Here is a 15,350-nt window from a genome sequence, read left to right as displayed (position 1 = left end):
TTCATCCATCGTGAAAGACTCAAAGACTGCAGCGTTTTTGCGATACAATCTGTCGATCACCGAGGCAAAAGATTATCTATCAAATATGTGGTTTAAGCAACTCTCTTTTTTCCGCCTGGACGAAAATTTCGCCATCGATACCGACAAGCTGGCCGACTGTCTGAGCGCCCGTCCATTTCAGCGCTGCTCCGGTCTGGACTGGTTCAGCGAAGGCTGGGTAAGCCCTGCCGGCCATCTCGACAGCCCGCTGTTCAGCCAGCGTGGTTATGCCATGTTGAGCTTGCGCCGCGAAGACAAGGTGCTGCCAGCAGGTGTGATCCGCGACCATCTGGACAGCAAGATCAGCCAGATCGAAAACCAGGAACTACGCAAGGTTGGCCGCAAGGAAAAACTGGCACTGAAGGAACAGATCACAGACGATCTGCTGCCGCGTGCCTTCACCCGCTCCAGCCGTACTACGGCCTATATCGATCGCCAGCGTGGCTGGCTGATGGTGGATAGCGGTACCGCCAGCAAGGCGGAAAGCCTGGTATCGCAGTTGCGCGAGGCGCTGCCGCCGTTCCCGGCGGCACTGCCGCGTACCGCGCTGTCGCCGCATGCGGCGATGACCGACTGGCTGGCCAGTGGCGAAGCCCCCGGTGGATTCGAACTGGATGCCGAGTGTGAACTGAAAGATGGCAGCGAGAATGGCGCCGTGGTGCGCTGCACGCGTATCGATCTGACGGCAGAAGAGATTCGCCAGCATATCGCCACCGGCAAGCAGGTCACCCGCATCGGCCTGATCTGGCGCGAGCGCATCCGCTTCGTGCTTACCGATCAGCTGCAACTCAAGCGCCTGCAGTTCCTGGACGTGCTGCAGGAAGAGGCCAGCCAGGCAGGCGACGATATGGCCAGCCTGTTCGAAGCCACCTTCCTGCTGATGGCGGAAGAGCTGGGCGAACTGGTGGACGAGCTGGTAGCAGCACTAGGCGGGCTGGAAGATAGCCAGCGTGCGGCCAACGTTCCCACTGCAATGGCAACCGCAAGCGCTAGCACCGAGAGCAACCCGGACGTTCCCTGGGATTAAGCGCAGCAACATGGCGCGCATCCATCGTCGGTATCCACCGGCGGTGGATGTGCGTGCCGAGCACACTTGGCCGCGCACTGCCGTGGTCAGTGCTCGTAACGGATTTCCAGCTCATCGCTACACGCCTCGGCCTGGCAGGCCAGCGTCCAGCCTGCGGCCAACTCCTCATCGGTCAATACCTGGTTGCTGCGCAGCAGTACCTGCCCCTTTTCCACGCGGCAGCGGCAACTGCCACATAGCCCGGCCCGGCAATCATGTCGCGGTTGCAGACCACTACGCTGCATGGCATCCAGCAGCACCTCTCCTGCAGCCACGGTGACCGCATGCGTCCGCCCCTGATCGTGCACCCACAACTGACTGGACTGCCCCGCCCCCTGGCGGCCAGTGACATGGGCAAAACGTTCCAGATGCACTTGTGCCGATGCCATGCCTTGCTGCAATAGCGTCTGCTCCACCAGCGCCATGAAAGCTTCAGGTCCACAAATAAATGCCTGGGCATGCAACCAGCCTGCGGCCAACTGCCCCAGAACAGCGCTGTCCAGCCGCCCCTGCTGTGCACTGGCATGCCAATGCAGACAGAAGCGCTGCGGGTAGGCCTGCTGCAATTGCAGCAAGGCCTGCCGGAAAATCGCCTGTTCCCGCTGGCTGCAGCTATACACCAGTTTCACCTTGCCATGCCCCTGCTGCAGCATTGCTTGCAGGATGCTGTACAGGGGCGTGATACCGCAGCCGGCAGCCAGCAACAGCATATCGTCGTCCAGTGAATGCGGCACGAAGCGACCGGCAGGCGGCAGGGCTGTCAGGCTGTCACCCACGGCCAGATGCCGATGCAGCCAACTGGATGCCGCCCCGTTGGACAACTGCCGAACGGTGATGCGCAAGGTGTCCTCGCCCGGCAGCCCGGACAAGGAATAGCAGCGCCACACTGCACCACCAGGTAGCGGCACTCGCACCGTCAGGTACTGCCCAGGCAGAAACGCCAGCTGCGTCCGCAAGGCGGCGGGGATGGCCAGGCGGAAGCTGCGCGTATCCGCGGTTTCCTGCTCGATGGCAACGACAGTCAGCTGCATGGCGCGGCTGGCCGCGGCAGTCGTATCTGCGGAGGCAGAGGCCGCCACAGCACGGCTACCGACAAGCATGGCCCATACCTGCTGCCGGCGATAGACCAGCAGCCAGCCAATATGCAAACCAATCAACAGCAGGCTGGCATTGGCGAGCACTTCATGCAGCTCTTCGCTGTCCCCCAGCCCCAGCAGGCTGCCAGTCGCTTCCACACCATCATCGGCCCGGGCGGATGGCAGCACGCTGGACAATCCTTCCGACAAGGCCGCCGCGTTATCCACCAGCGCTACGCCGGTATACAGCGTACCCGCCATCAGCAGCACCATGCCGCACACCAGCAGGCGCCCCCAGCTGCTACCAGCAGCACCAGACCACCCCCGCCAGGAGGGCAACATCGAGGCAAAACCACGCAAGCGCAATATGGCCGCAAACAGGCGCCAAACCAGCACCGCGACCAGACCATAGCCCAACCACACGTGCAACAGTCCTGCATCGTCACCAGTGATGAATGCGGTGGCAAACAGCAGCACCAGCAACCAGTGGTACAGGCGGAAGCGGGAAAACGGCTTCATGACAATTTCCTCAAGCAGGATGACAACAGCCATCAGCCTGAGCGCACAGACTTAACTGCGGATTAACCCGTCACGCCAGCAGCATATTAATTTCCCATTAAGGCAACATGGTTATGTTGACATCACGCATCAACCAGGAGCCCGTCATGAAATCATCATCCCTGCTGTTTGCCCTGCTGTTTGGCACTCTGCTTGGCAGCGCCCAGGCAAACCCCGCTCTATTGGCGCAGTACCAGCAACAAGCCAAGCAACAGAACCCGGCGTTCAGCGGCTTTTCCGCCGAGCGCGGCAAGGCGCTGTATTACCGGGAGAGCACGGCCAGCGGTAAAACCATGAGCTGTGCCAGCTGCCACACCAGCGACCCACGCAAGCCAGGCAAGACCCCCGCCTTCCGCACGCTGGAGCCATTTGCCCCGTCCATCACGCCGGCACGTTTTAGCGATGTGAAAAAGGTCGAGAAATGGTTTCTGCGCAATTGCGACGATGTGTTCAAACGCGAGTGCAGTGCCCAGGAAAAGGGCGATCTGATCAGCTGGATTCTCACGGTGAAGTAAGGAGGCAACATGAAAACGTCCTACTCCCTGTTGTTGGCCGCAACCCTGGCACTCATCGGGCTGGCCCATGCCGACGATGACGAACATGGAAGCGGCGGCAAGCGACCAAAACAGCTGGCAATCAGCGCCAAGGCGCCCGCGGTGTGGAAAACCGAATGCAGCAGCTGCCACATGGCCTATCCACCGTGCCTGCTGCCGCCAGCCGCCTGGCAGCAGCACATGGATACCCTGAAAAATCACTATGGCAGCAATGCCACGCTGGATGCCGGCGATGAAAAAACCATTCGCGACTTTCTGCGCGTGGCATCTGCCGCCAACAAACAGCCGGTGGTACGCGCCAAGGCGGGTGAGCCGCCGCGCATCACCACCACCGCCTGGTTCATCAACAAGCATGATGAAGTCCGTGCCGATGTCTGGCGGCGTAAATCGATTGGTAGTGCGGCCAACTGCCAGGCCTGTCATAGCGGCGCAGACAAGGGAGACTTTGATGAGGATGGCGTAAGCATCCCGCGCTGAACAAAAAAAGTCGCCCGTTCCGGCTGGAACGGGCGGTCTCGGATAATGGTGAGACAGAAGCAACGGGACAGACTCTCAAGCGGGGGGTCTGCATGCAGACTCCGCAGCAGGGTAAGAGCAAACAGCGTGCCAGCACTTTTTCCGGCCGGGCGGCACAGCAGCCCCCTGGCATGGCGCCAGCATGGGCCATGCCACGCCCAACAACAGGGCGGCATGCCCAACCCTGCACCACAAGCGCTCAGCCCGGCAGTACCGCTTTCAGTTCGATAAAAATCGTGTACGCTTGCGGGGTTGATCAGCCGCAGTTGCCACTACCTCATGAATATCAAGGCCAGCAGACCCGCCGTCACCAACAATGCCACCGCTCCGGAAGCCGTGGAGCTTCCGCCCCTGGAAAACGAAACCCTGCTCGCCGGTTTTGCCGCCACGCATGGTGATCAGCTGCTGGCATTGAACAACAATGGCGACATCATCTACGTGTTTGCGCGCCGCAGCTTCGCCAAGACCCAGCAATCCGATTTTTTCCGCATCCAGTTCCAGACCTACGCGCTGGTGCATGGCACCCAGTGGAAGCCGATGCAGGGCGAAGCCAGCGACTGGATGAACACCCGCAACTGCATACAGGTTTGCGTGGACCATCCGCGACGCAGTGTGTTCTTTGGCCCGCGTTCCGGCTTCCTGCTTAGCCCGGAGCTGGCCAATCTGGGGCTTACCGGCTATGCCTATGCGCAGGTAATCCAGTGGCTGAAGAATCACTTTCCCGACTACAGCGTGGCGCCGGCCAATGTTCCCAGCCCGGAGGCAGATGGCGAAGAAGCCCGCATCAAGCGCAATGCACGCCTGGCGGCACAGGGCTTCGACTTTGAATGGATAGATAGCGAGCAGCGTGCCGGCCGCTATTTCAAGAGTCGTGCCGGGAACCTGATCAGCAGCTGGGAAAGCGACAAGGTAACCGAGGTGCCGCTGAACCTGCTGCTGGATACCGTGGCACGGCTGGACAATGAAAAGCTGGAGCTGCAAAAGCAGCTCAATGCCACCAAGCATCAGGAACGCGCGCTGGAAGCCTCGCTGGCCAAGGAGCGGCACACCAATCTGATACTCACCGGCGTTACCAGCTTTGTACTGGTGTTTGCGCTGATGAATATTTTCGGGCTGTTCTAGCACTGCGCCCGGCGATGCCGGGCGCGTGAAGTGACCACCCTCAGCTGTAGCTGATCGACGGCGGCGCCGCTACCGGCAGGCCTGCCGCCACGCAGGCATCAAAACCGCCCGCCACCGATAGCACCTGGCTGTACCCCATCTCCTGCAATACCCTGGCCGCCAGTGCCGAGCGGCCACCACTCTTGCAATACACCAACAGTGGCTGCGCGCTGTTTGCCATTGCCGCATCTGCCGACAAACGGAATTCCAGCACGCCACGCGGAATGTTCACCGCGCCCGGCAAATGTCCGGCCGCGTACTCGTCCGCTTCGCGCACATCCAGCACCAGCCGCTGCCCTGCGGCCAACTGTTCCGCCGCCTGCTGCGGCGTGCATTCCTGAATCTGCGCCTTGGCAGCCATTACCAGGTCATGAGCGGTTTGCTTGAGCATGGACTTCTCCTAGATGAACATCGATAAATAGACAGCTGGCATCCCTGGTTGGGAATATCGCTGGCTTGAACATTATAGTTTTTTATATTATGTTATGAAGCATATAGAACTCTGGAGAGCATGTCCATGTTCCGCCACCCGCTTTTTTTTGCCGGCTTACTGGCTGCCCCCGCCTGTCTGCAGGCCGCACCACTGGCCACCATCCAGCTGGGCGGCAGTATCAGTGCACAGCAGTACAGCATCCAGGGGGTGATCCAGTCACAGCGCAGCGCGCAGCTGTCGGTACCGGTGGCTGGCCGCCTCACTACACTGGCCGCACAGGCCGGGCAGCAGGTAAAGACCGGCCAGTTGCTGGCACAGGTGGATGGCGAAGCAGCGCAGCAGAATGCCGCCGCCAGCCAGGCACAGATCGCCGCGGCCAACGCCCAGCTGGAACAGGCACGCCGCGAGTACCAGCGCACCCAGGCGCTGGCCGCCAAGCAATACCTGAGCGCCGCCGCACTGGAGCGCGCCCAGGCACAACTGAAAACTACCCAGGCACAAGTACAGGCGCAGATCGCTGCCGCCCGCGCCGCCGGCGCCCAGGCCGGGCTGTACCGCCTCACCGCGCCGTTTGCTGGCACCATCGCCCGCGTCAATGGCGACCAGGGCGCGCTGGCGATGCCTGGCCAGCCGATTGTGGAGCTGTATGACCCGAACGCGCTGCGCGTGGAGCTGCTACTGCCGGCCAGTGCCTATGCCGACATCCGCCAGGATGCGCCGGTGAGCGTGAGCTGGCGCGGCCAGACGCTCAAGGTTGGCCGCATCGAGTGGTTCCCGGCCACCGACGCCGGCAGCCAGACTCGTACCGTGCGCATCAACCTGGCCGCCGGTAGCCAGCCGGCAGTGGGCGAGATGGCCAGCGCCAGCTTTGTTACCCGTGGCCAGGCTGACAGCCGTCTGAGCGTGCCGGCTGCTGCCGTGAGCCACCAGCGCGAGTTCGATGCCGTCTACGTGGTGGATGCCGCCGGCAAACCTGGCCTGCGCTACGTACGGCTGGGCACGCCACAGGGCAATACTTACCCGGTGCTGTCCGGCCTGAAAGCTGGTGATCGCATTGCGGCCAACGCCGAGCAGGCAGCGGCACTGGCTACCTCGCCGGCAGGAGCACGCTGATGCACGCTAGCGACAAGATGGGCATCGCCGGCCGGCTGGCGGCCTACTTCCAGCAGGCGCGCATCACGCCGCTGATCGCGCTGGTGGCACTGCTGTTGGGGCTGTTCGCGGTGCTGGTGACGCCGCGCGAAGAAGAGCCGCAGATCAACGTCACCATGGCCAATGTGCTGATCCCCTTCCCCGGCGCCAGCGCCGACAGTGTGGAAAGCCTGGTGGCCCAGCCGGCCGAACAGGTGCTGGGCCAGATCGACGGAGTGGACCACGTCTACAGCGTGTCGCGCCCCGGCATGGCGGTGATTACCGTGCAGTACAAGGTCGGCGTACCGCGCATCGATGCACTGGTACGTCTCTATGACACCGTAAACAGCAATGCCGACTGGCTGCCGCCCGGCCTGGGCGTGGGCCAGCCGCTAATCAAGCCCAAGGGCATCGACGATGTGCCCATCGTCACTTTCACCCTGCACAGCCGCGACAACAGCCTGGGCAACTTTGACCTGGAACGCATCGCCCACGCGCTGGAAGGCGAGCTGAAGCGCGTGCCCGGCACGCGCGAAGTCACTACCATCGGCGGCCCTGGCCAGGCCATCAATGTGAGCCTACAGCCGCAAAGCTTGGCCTCCACCGGCCTGACGGTGGATGATCTGCGCCGCGCGCTGGCCGGCGCCAACTTCGCGCTGCCGCTGGGCCAGACTGTGGACCAGCGCGCCATCACGCTGGAGGCCGGCCCCTTCCTGCAGAATGCGCAGCAGGTGGCCGAGCTGATCGTGGCGGTGCGCGGCGGCAAGCCGGTATACCTGCGCGATGTGGCCGAAGTCAGCGCCGGCCCGCAGCAGCCATCGCGCTACGTGTGGTATGGCGATGCCAAGGGCGAAGCGCCGGCGGTCACCATCAGCGTCACCAAGAAGCCGGGCCAGAATGCGGTGGACATCGCCGATGCGCTGCTGGCGCGCGTCGACCAGCTGCATGGCACGGTGATACCAGACCATGTCGAGGTCACCCCCACCCGCAACTACGGCGCTACCGCCAATGACAAGGCGCAGAAGCTGATCCAGAAACTGGCCTTCGCCACCGCCTCGGTAGTGGCGCTGGTGATGCTGGCGCTGGGCCGGCGCGAGGCCGCCATCGTCGGCGTGGCGGTGATCCTGACACTTACCGCCACCCTGTTCGCCTCCTGGGCCTGGGGCTTCACGCTGAACCGCGTATCGCTGTTCGCGCTGATTTTTTCCATCGGCATCCTGGTGGACGACGCCATCGTGGTGGTGGAGAACATTCACCGCCACCGCCAGCTGCACCCGCAAGCCAGCCTGGGCGAGCTGATTCCGCGCGCGGTGGACGAAGTGGGCGGCCCCACCATCCTGGCCACACTGACCGTGATTGCCGCGCTGCTGCCTATGGCCTTCGTCTCCGGTCTGATGGGCCCGTACATGAGCCCGATCCCGATCAATGCCTCCATGGGCATGCTGATCTCGCTGGCCATCGCCTTCATCCTTACCCCATGGCTGTCGCGGCTGTGGCTGGCCAGGACCCACCAGCATCACGATGGCTTGGCCGCAAAACTGCAGCCGCTGGCCGGCAAGGTGTTCGCGCCGTTCCTGCACCCGCAACGCGGCGGCCGTGCACGCTCGCTGCTGTGGTTCGGCGTAGCCGGCATGGTGCTGCTGTCGCTGGCGCTGCCGGTGGCCAAACTGGTGGTGCTGAAAATGCTGCCGTTCGATAACAAGTCCGAGCTGCAGCTGGTGGTGGACATGCCGGCCGGCAGCCCTCTGGAGGACACCGCCGCGCTGATGAAGGACATGGGCGCCTGGCTGGGCAAGCAGCCGGAGGTGGTGAACTACCAAGCCTATGCCGGCACCGCCGCGCCGATCAACTTCAACGGTCTGGTGCGCCAGTACTACCTGCGCAGCGGCTATGAAAGCGGCGACATGCTGATCAACCTGCTGGATAAACACCAGCGCAGCGAATCCAGCCACCGCATCGCGCTGCGCTACCGCCCGGCACTCACCCAGATTGCCCAACGCTACGGCGCACGCATCAAGCTGGTGGAAGTGCCGCCCGGCCCGCCGGTGATGGCGCCCATCGTGGCCGAGGTTTACGGCCCGTCCGCCGCCGGCCGCGCCAGCGTGACGCAGCAGCTGGAAGCGGTATTCAAGCGCAGCAGCCATATCGTGGACGTGGACAGCAGCGTGCAGCCGCAAGGCCCGAAAACCGTGCTGCAGATCGACCGCGAAACAGCCATGCAGCGCGGCGTGCCGCAGGCCGCCATCGTGTCAACGTTGGCCGCAGGGCTGGGCGGCGACAACGCCACCTGGCTGCACGACAACAGCAAGTACCCGGTGCCGGTACAACTGCGCCTGCCGCTGGCGGCGCAGGCCAATACCGATGCGCTGCTGGCGCTGCCGGTACGCGCCGGCGATGGCAGCGTGCTGCCGCTGTCTAGCCTGGTGCGCGCGGTGCCGGCCGAGGTGGAACGCGCCCGCATGCGCAAGGACGGCGTGGCAGTGGATTATGTGGTGGGCGACATGGCCGGTGGCGAGGACAGCCCGCTGTACGGCATGTTCGCGATGCGCGGCCAACTTGCCGGCATCCACACCGCCAACCTGCAGCCGCTGGGCGAATATTTCATCCACCAGCCGCAGGACACCCAGCGCCAGTACGCCATCAAGTGGGACGGCGAATGGCAGATCACCTATGAAACCTTCCGCGACATGGGCGCCGCCTACGCGGTGGGCCTGGTGCTGATCTACCTGCTGGTGGTGGCGCACTTCGGCTCCTACCTGATGCCACTGATCATCATGGCGCCGATTCCGCTGACGCTGGTGGGCGTGATGCCCGGCCATGCGCTGCTGGGCGCGCCGTTCACCGCCACCAGCATGATCGGCATGATCGCGCTGGCCGGCATCATCGTGCGCAACTCCATCCTGCTGGTGGACTTCATCCGCCTGGAGGTGGCCAGCGGCATGGATCTGGCCAGCGCCGTGGTGCGCTCCGCCGCCACCCGCGCGCAGCCGATCGCGCTGACCGGCCTGGCGGCGATGATAGGCGCGCTGTTCATCCTCGACGATCCGATCTTCAACGGGCTGGCCATCTCGCTGATCTTCGGCATTCTGGTCTCCACCCTGCTGACGCTGGTGGTGATCCCGCTGCTGTACTACATCGCCTTCCGTGGCCAGGCCGCGGATACCCAACACTGAAAGGAAACCACCATGACCATCGAACGCGCCATCCGCTTTTTTGCCGGCCTGATGATCCTGCTGTCGCTGGCACTGGGCGCCGAAGCCAGCCCGCTGTTCGTCAGCAAATACTGGCTGTGGCTCGCCACCTTCGTCGGCGCCAACCTGTTCCAGTTCTCGCTCACCAACTTTTGCCCGCTGGCCATCCTGCTGAAAAAGCTGGGCGTGCCGGAACAGGCCAGCTGCGGAGCCGGCAAATGACACGCCGGCTACTGGTCAGCCTCATTGCGCTGGCACTGGCGCCGGCCGCCCAGGCACTGGATCTGATGCAGGCCTGGCAGGCGGCGCGCGGGCACGACCCGCAGCTGGCCGCCAGCGAGGCTACCGGCCGGGCAGATAGCACTCTGGCGGCACAAGGCCGCTCCATGCTGCTGCCCAAGCTCGGCCTGGTGGCCGGTAGCGGCTGGGGCAGCATGGATCAGCTCACCCAGGGCGCGCGTTTTGCCATGCCCGGCATGAGTTCGAACCAGGTGGAATTCGAAAGCAAGGTCAGCAGCGGCACGCGGCAGTGGTGGCGGCTGGAAGCCCGCCAGCCGCTGTACGACGCCACGGCCAGCGCCAACGCCGGCCAGCTGGCAGCGCAAGGTGCCGCCGGTGCGGCCAACCTTGTCGCCGCCCGGCAACAGGCCATGCTGCAGTTGGCCGCACGCTACTTCGACGTGCTGTCGGTTAACGCCCAGCTGGAAGCGCTAGCGCAGCAGCAGCGCGCCACCCACGAAGCACTGAACGCCACCGAGGCCCGCTATCAGGCTGGCGATGCGCCAATCACCGACCTGGAAGAAGCGCGCGCCCGACTGGCCTTGCTGGATGCCGACACCCTGGCGCTGCAGCAACAACGCCAGCTAGCCACACAGCGGCTAGCTGATGTCACCGGCCTGCCAGCGGCACAGCTGCAGGACCTGCCCGCCGGCAGCACCCTGCCCTTGCCCGCGCTGGCAGCGTTGACCGACTGGCAGCAGCAGGCACGCAGCCACAACCCGCAGCTGCAGGCCAGCCAGGCCGGCCGTGATGCGGCGCGACTGGAAGCCGGCAAGCATAGCGCCAGCGGCAGCCCGAAACTGGAACTGGTAGCGCGCGCCGGCGACGAGCGCTGGCGCAATGGCGATGCCAGCCAGCGCGGCAAGCAGCAATTCATTGGCGTGGAGTTGAACATTCCGCTGTATAGCGGCGGCTATCGCGATGCCAGGTACAGCGAGGCACTGGCACGCCAGGAAGCTGCCGAAGCCGGTGTCAGCGCCACCGAGTTGGCAGTGAACGACGCGGTGCACAGCGCGTGGCTGGGCGTGGCACAGGGCCAGGCAAGGTTGGCCGCACTGCAACAAGCGGAACAGGCCGCCCGCCGCCAACTGGACGCCACCCGCATGGGGCGTGAGGAAGGCGCGCGCACCACGCTGGATCTGCTCAATGCCGAACAGGGCGTGGCAGAGGTGGTGAAGCAGCGCGCGCTGCTGCGCTACCAGACGCTATACCACTGGCTGGCCCTGCATGCTGCCGCCGGCATGCTGGACGACAGCGTGCTCACCAATCTACACCCGCTGTTCACGCAGAACGGAACACAACCATGATCGCCTGGCTGAAGCAGCTGTTTACCCCCGCCGCGCCGCCCAGCCTGCCTGCCGGCACGCTACTGATCGACGTGCGCGAACCGCAGGAATATGCAACCGGGCACGCGCCCGGTGCCATCAACATCCCGCTGGCACAGCTGGGCAGCCACATCGCCCGGCTGCAGGCCAGCGCCCCGCCGGCGCTGGTGCTGTACTGCGCCAGCGGCATGCGCAGCGCCGCCGCCTGCCGCCAGCTGCAACAGGCGGGTTTACGCCAGGTACACAATGCCCGCACCCGCCAGCAGGCTACGGCCTGGCTGAAGCAGGCTTCGTAACGTCGTAACTTCGTAGCCCGGATAAGCCGCAGGCGCATCCGGGGACTGCGGCCAACGTTGCGGACGCTTTCCAGAAATGCACTGTCACCCCGGATGCGCTGGTTTCCCCGATTTCCCCGGATGCGCTGCGCTTATCCGGGCTACCAAGCCGGGCTACCGGTCCGGGCGATCAAGCCGGGCTACCAGTCCGGGTTGCCAAGCCCCGAATCAGCGGCATGAAAAAAGGCACCGTCTCTCGACGGTGCCTTTTGTTTGCTGCCTGACGCGCTGGCTTACAGGCCGAACGGGTGACGCAGCACGATGGTTTCTTCGCGGTCCGGGCCGGTGGACACGATGTCTACCGGCGCGCCGCACACTTCCTCGATACGCTTCAGGTAGGCCTGGGCGTTGGCCGGCAGGTCTTCCCAGCGCTTGACGCCCACGCTGGACTCGCTCCAGCCCGGCATGGTTTCGTATACCGGCTCGCACTTGGTCACGGCATCGGAACCGAACGGCAGGATGTCAACCAGCTTGCCATCCAGCATGTAGCCGGTGCACAGCTTGATCTCTTCCAGGCCGTCCATCACGTCCAGCTTCATTACGCACAGGCCGGAAACGCCGTTGATCTGGATCGAGCGCTTCAGCGCGGCGGCATCGAACCAGCCACAGCGACGCGGACGACCGGTCACGGAGCCGAACTCGTTGCCCTGCTTGGCCAGGAAGGCGCCGACTTCATTGTCCTGCTCGGACGGGAACGGACCGGAGCCCACGCGGGTGCAGTAACCCTTCACGATGCCTAGCACGTAGTTGAGCATCTGCGGCGGTACGCCGGCGCCCGGTGCAGCAGCACCGGCCACGCAGTTGGACGAGGTCACGAACGGGTAGGTACCGTGGTCAATGTCCAGCAGGGTGCCCTGAGCGCCTTCGAACAGGATCGGGGTACCAGCCTTGTCCATGTCGTACAGGGTGCGGGAGACATCGGCCACCATCGGCTTGATGCGCTCGGCCTGCTGCATGGTGTCGGCCAGGATGGTTTCGTAGCTTACCGGCTCGGCCTTCAGCAGATTGGTCAGCAGGAAGTTGTAGTAGTCTACGTTTTCCTTCAGCTTGGCCGCGAAGCGTTCCGGGTTGAACAGGTCGATCACCTTCAGCGCGCGACGAGCTACCTTGTCTTCGTAGCAGGGGCCGATGCCGCGGCCGGTGGTGCCGATCTTGCCGGCGCCCAGCGCAGCTTCGCGCGCCTGGTCCAGTGCCACGTGGTACGGCAGGATCAGCGGGCAGCCTTCAGCAATCTTCAGGCGGGCCGAAGCGTTGACGCCAGCGGCTTCCAGTTCGTCGATTTCCTTCAGCAGCGCTTCCGGCGACAGCACCACACCGTTGCCGATGAAGCATTCCACGCCTTCGCGCAGGATGCCGGACGGTACCAGGCGTAGAACGGTTTTCTTGCCGTTCACCCACAGGGTGTGGCCAGCGTTGTGGCCGCCCTGGAAGCGCACCACGGCACGCGCGTGGTCGGTCAGCCAGTCAACAATCTTGCCCTTGCCTTCGTCACCCCACTGGGTACCGATCACCACGACATTCTTGGACATTGGAAAAAACCTCTTCTGTTTCAAGTTCAAATTATTTGAAAGGGACCAGCTGCCACTCGCCGGCGACGAACTGCAGTTCGCGGTCGCAGTTGAGTGCATCGGCAGATTCGCCCAGGTAATCGATGATCACGCGCTCGCCGGCGGCACGCAGCTCGGCCACCCTGGCGGCAGCTTGCGGCAGCAGGCGCGCAGCCAGCTTGATGCCTTGCGCGCTGTCGCGCTGCGGCAGGATGCGTACCAGGTCGCGCAGATCCAGGCTGAAACCGGTAGCCGGACGGGCGCGGCCGAAGCGGCGGCCAACGTTGTCGTAGCGGCCGCCACGCGCCAGCGCCTCGGACCAGCCCGGTGCGTAGGCGGCAAACATCAGGCCGGTGTGGTAGGCATCGCCACGCAGCTCGGCCAGGTCGAAGCTCACCTGCACGCGGTCCCCCACGGCGGCGGCAATGGCGGACAGCTGCATCAGCGCCAGTTCGATTTCCGGCAGCGACGGCAGGCGGTTGCGCGCCTTTTCCAGCACGCTGGCCGGGCCATACAGCTCCGGCAGGGCCAGGAAGGCACTGCGATACGGCTCTGCCACGCCGGCTACCAGCTCAGCGGCAGTGGCCACATCCTTGGCCTGCAATGCGCTGAACAGCTCCTGGCGCACGTCGGCAGCCAGGCCGGCAGCGGCGGCCAGGCCGCGGAAGATGCCGATATGGCCCACGTCCAGGCGTACCTGCTGCACGCCAACCTGCTGCAGCGCATCCAGCATCAGGCCGATGATTTCCACGTCTGCCTCGATGCCGGCGTAACCGTACAGCTCGGCGCCAACCTGCAGTGGCTCGCGCGAGCTCATCAGGCCGCCGGGGCGGGCATGCACCACGCTGCCTGCGTAGCACAGGCGGGTAACACCGGTACGGGAAGACAGCAGATGGGCGTCGATACGCGCCACCTGCGGCGTGATGTCGGCCCGGAGGCCGAGCTGACGGCCGGACAGATGGTCGTCCAGCTTGTAGGTTTTCAGATCCAGCGTGGTGTCGTCATCGGACACCAGTGCATCGGCGTACTCCACCAGCGGTGGCAGCACGAGTTCGTAGCCGGACACTCGGAACAGCTCCAGCATCGCCGCCTTGGCGGTTTCCACCTGACGGGCGGTTGCCGGCAGGATGTCGGCGATATGTTCGGGTAACAGCCAGTTGCGCATTTTGCCTTACACACAAGAAAAGGCGGGATTCAGGATCCCGCCTTGTTATTCGGCAGCGCAGCCGTGCCAGCTACGCGCCAATGGTCAGACCAAATTGTATCAGCGTGCTCCGGGTTGCGCACGCTTGAAGTACTTGAAGAAATCCGAACTCGGATCCACCACCAGTACATCGCTCTTGTTGCGGAAGGTCTGCTTGTAGGCATCCATGCTGCGCCAGAAGGCGTAGAACTCGGGATTCTTGCCATAGGCCTGCGCGTAGATGGCCGCAGCCTTGGCATCGCCCTCGCCCTTCAGCTGCTGCGCCTTGCTATAGGCAGCCGCCAGCACCACTTCCTTCTGGCGGTCGGCGTCGGCACGGATGCGCTCGGCCTCGGCGGAACCTTCGCTGCGCAGCTGATTGGCCACGGTGCGACGCTCGGAGTTCATCCGCTCGTATACCGAATCACTGATCTTCTCCGGGAAGTCCACACGCTTTAGGCGCACATCGAGAATCGCCACGCCGATTTTCTGCGCCTCGCTGTCGGCACGCTTGCGCACGATCTCCATCACTTCGTCACGCTTGCCGGAAATCACGTCGGCTACGGTTTTCTGGCCGAATTCGGCGCGCAGGCCGTCATTGATGGTCTGGCGCAGGCGCTGTACCGCCACGGTTTCGTTGCCGCCCACGCTCTTGTAGAAGCGCTCCACATCCACTACCTGCCACTTCACGAAGCTGTCCACCAGCACGTTCTTCTTCTCGCGGGTGTTGAATTGCTCCGGAGCTTCCGGGTCGATGGTCTGGATGCGGCGGTCAAAGAAGCGAACGTTCTGCATCAGCGGCACTTTGAAGTGAATGCCCGGCTCCTTGACGATGCTGACTACCTCGCCAAACTGGAACACCATGGCGAACTGGCGCTGGTCTACGGTAAACAGCGAACCGGCTGCCACCAGCAGGCCGGCCGCCACGGCGATTACGACGGGAAACATGCGTTCCA

General features: G+C 64.0%; 14 protein-coding genes. 9 read left to right on the top strand and 5 right to left on the bottom strand.

Annotation, left to right across the window (positions count from 1 at the left end; translation table 11 throughout):
* The first annotated feature begins 85 nt into the window (after nt 1-85).
* Nucleotides 86-1,066, top strand: coding sequence for a recombination-associated protein RdgC (locus tag ACFOKJ_RS06275; RefSeq protein WP_390277578.1), 981 nt, complete (start codon nt 86-88; stop codon nt 1,064-1,066).
* An 86-nt stretch (nt 1,067-1,152) separates the two neighbouring features.
* Here ACFOKJ_RS06275 and ACFOKJ_RS06270 read toward each other — a convergent pair whose 3' ends face one another.
* Complete coding sequence (locus ACFOKJ_RS06270; protein ID WP_390277576.1) at nt 1,153-2,700, bottom strand: 2Fe-2S iron-sulfur cluster-binding protein; 1,548 nt, start codon at nt 2,698-2,700, stop codon at nt 1,153-1,155.
* Nucleotides 2,701-2,846: 146 nt separating this feature from the next.
* On the opposite strand from ACFOKJ_RS06270, the gene ACFOKJ_RS06265 reads away from it, so the two are divergent.
* The 3 genes from ACFOKJ_RS06265 to ACFOKJ_RS06255 all read left to right on the top strand — a co-directional run bounded on the left by ACFOKJ_RS06265 (nt 2,847) and on the right by ACFOKJ_RS06255 (nt 4,931).
* On the top strand, nt 2,847-3,254 hold the full coding sequence (locus ACFOKJ_RS06265) for a DUF1924 domain-containing protein (protein ID WP_390277575.1): 408 nt from the start codon (nt 2,847-2,849) through the stop codon (nt 3,252-3,254).
* Between the two features lie 9 nt (nt 3,255-3,263).
* Nucleotides 3,264-3,770: a cytochrome C gene (locus tag ACFOKJ_RS06260; protein ID WP_390277573.1), complete on the top strand. Its 507-nt coding sequence runs from the start codon at nt 3,264-3,266 to the stop codon at nt 3,768-3,770.
* Between the two features lie 318 nt (nt 3,771-4,088).
* Nucleotides 4,089-4,931: a hypothetical protein gene (locus tag ACFOKJ_RS06255; protein WP_390277571.1), complete on the top strand. Its 843-nt coding sequence runs from the start codon at nt 4,089-4,091 to the stop codon at nt 4,929-4,931.
* A 40-nt stretch (nt 4,932-4,971) separates the two neighbouring features.
* Here ACFOKJ_RS06255 and ACFOKJ_RS06250 read toward each other — a convergent pair whose 3' ends face one another.
* The gene (locus ACFOKJ_RS06250; RefSeq protein WP_390277569.1) at nt 4,972-5,361 is read right to left on the bottom strand and encodes a rhodanese-like domain-containing protein; all 390 of its coding nucleotides are present in this window, start codon (nt 5,359-5,361) and stop codon (nt 4,972-4,974) included.
* 120 nt (nt 5,362-5,481) lie between these two features.
* Between ACFOKJ_RS06250 and ACFOKJ_RS06245 the strand changes: the two genes are divergently transcribed.
* The 5 genes from ACFOKJ_RS06245 to ACFOKJ_RS06225 are packed head-to-tail and all read left to right on the top strand — an operon-like array spanning nt 5,482 to nt 11,625.
* Entirely contained in the window at nt 5,482-6,516 is a 1,035-nt protein-coding gene (locus ACFOKJ_RS06245; RefSeq protein ID WP_390277567.1) for an efflux RND transporter periplasmic adaptor subunit, read from the top strand.
* The gene (locus tag ACFOKJ_RS06240) at nt 6,516-9,707 is read left to right on the top strand and encodes an efflux RND transporter permease subunit (protein ID WP_390277564.1); all 3,192 of its coding nucleotides are present in this window, start codon (nt 6,516-6,518) and stop codon (nt 9,705-9,707) included. The genes ACFOKJ_RS06245 and ACFOKJ_RS06240 overlap by 1 nt, the downstream gene beginning before the upstream one ends.
* Nucleotides 9,708-9,719: 12 nt before the next feature.
* Nucleotides 9,720-9,947, top strand: a complete 228-nt coding sequence (locus tag ACFOKJ_RS06235; protein ID WP_390277562.1) for a YgaP family membrane protein — start codon at nt 9,720-9,722, stop codon at nt 9,945-9,947.
* Nucleotides 9,944-11,311 (top strand): TolC family protein, encoded by a 1,368-nt coding sequence (locus ACFOKJ_RS06230; RefSeq protein WP_390277561.1) that lies wholly within the window; start codon nt 9,944-9,946, stop codon nt 11,309-11,311. The genes ACFOKJ_RS06235 and ACFOKJ_RS06230 overlap by 4 nt, the downstream gene beginning before the upstream one ends.
* Entirely contained in the window at nt 11,308-11,625 is a 318-nt protein-coding gene (locus tag ACFOKJ_RS06225) for a rhodanese-like domain-containing protein (protein WP_390277559.1), read from the top strand. The genes ACFOKJ_RS06230 and ACFOKJ_RS06225 overlap by 4 nt, the downstream gene beginning before the upstream one ends.
* Before the next feature lie 272 nt (nt 11,626-11,897).
* On the opposite strand, the gene ACFOKJ_RS06220 is transcribed toward ACFOKJ_RS06225, so the two are convergent.
* From ACFOKJ_RS06220 to hflC, 3 genes are all read right to left on the bottom strand, one after another.
* Nucleotides 11,898-13,193, bottom strand: a complete 1,296-nt coding sequence (locus tag ACFOKJ_RS06220; protein WP_390277557.1) for an adenylosuccinate synthase — start codon at nt 13,191-13,193, stop codon at nt 11,898-11,900.
* A 31-nt stretch (nt 13,194-13,224) separates the two neighbouring features.
* Nucleotides 13,225-14,376, bottom strand: coding sequence for an ATP phosphoribosyltransferase regulatory subunit (locus ACFOKJ_RS06215; protein WP_390277555.1), 1,152 nt, complete (start codon nt 14,374-14,376; stop codon nt 13,225-13,227).
* A gap of 99 nt (nt 14,377-14,475) precedes the next feature.
* Nucleotides 14,476-15,342 (bottom strand): protease modulator HflC, encoded by an 867-nt coding sequence (hflC, locus tag ACFOKJ_RS06210; protein ID WP_390277552.1) that lies wholly within the window; start codon nt 15,340-15,342, stop codon nt 14,476-14,478.
* Between the last annotated feature and the right edge of the window lie 8 nt (nt 15,343-15,350).

This window comes from Vogesella amnigena (genome assembly GCF_042648905.1).
GTDB lineage: Bacteria > Pseudomonadota > Gammaproteobacteria > Burkholderiales > Chromobacteriaceae > Vogesella > Vogesella amnigena.
Note: the sequence above shows the minus strand (reverse complement) of the source record. Positions and strands in the feature narration are given on the sequence as shown.